We start from the raw sequence: 834 nt of genomic DNA on the forward strand, positions 1-834 counted from the left end.
GGGATTGAGATCGGGGCTGTAGGGCGGCAAGAAGAGAAACCAAGCGCCGAGCTCGCGCATGGCATCGGCGGCCCTGGGGCTTTTGTGGGATGACAGATTGTCCAGAATGATCACATCGCCGGGGTGCAGGGTCGGGGCGAGTTGGGTCTCGATATAAAGCTCGAAGAGGTCGCGGTTCATCGCGCCGTCGATCACCCAGGGCGCATCCAAGCGGTCATGGCGCAATGCAGCGATGAACGTCTGGGTGTTCCAGTGACCGAACGGCGTGTGATCGGTCAGGCGCGCGCCTTTTGCAGACCAGCCTGTGGTCTTGGCCATGTTCGTCTTGAGCGAGGTCTCGTCAATGAAACCGATGCGCGGCAACAGATTAGCCATGAACGGTTGTCGCCGTGTGATCCAGACATGGCGTGCGTGCCGGACCTCAGGCCGCTTTTGCTCGACGGCTTGGAGGTCTTTTTTTATGTGTCAGGCCAAGACTGCGGAGGGTGCGCCAGATCGATACGCGATGGACGGTCATTTGGTGCTCATCTGCAATTTCGAGAACCAGATCATCCAATGTGAGATCCGGCTTGGCAGCCATCCGTACCGCGATCCAATTCCGCAGTCGGCTCAGCTTGCCATGACCGCCGCCATTGCCCTGGACACGCGGCTCCAGCCCGCCCGTCTCGCGCTTCAGCAACACCATGTCGTTGACGAACTTCACCGAAACCCGAAACCGCGCAGCGGCAGCTCGGTGTGAATACCCCTCCTCAACAAGCGCGACAACGCGCTCACGAAGTGCCACAGGATGTGGCTTGCCCATCTCAAACCCCCATATCTGTCCTACAGACAGGG

At 59.7% G+C, this 834-nt stretch carries 2 protein-coding genes; both read right to left on the reverse strand.

What is annotated here, in order from left to right:
- Positions 1-375, reverse strand: a 375-nt coding sequence (locus ACFSUD_RS19640; protein WP_386376193.1) for a transposase, incomplete at its 3' end; no start/stop codon positions are given.
- Positions 376-421: 46 nt separating this feature from the next.
- On the reverse strand, positions 422-834 hold a 413-nt coding region (locus ACFSUD_RS19645; RefSeq protein WP_386376194.1), incomplete at its 5' end, for a helix-turn-helix domain-containing protein.

The sequence above is a fragment of the Sulfitobacter aestuarii genome (assembly GCF_042685005.1).
In the GTDB taxonomy this organism is placed as follows: domain Bacteria; phylum Pseudomonadota; class Alphaproteobacteria; order Rhodobacterales; family Rhodobacteraceae; genus Sulfitobacter; species Sulfitobacter aestuarii.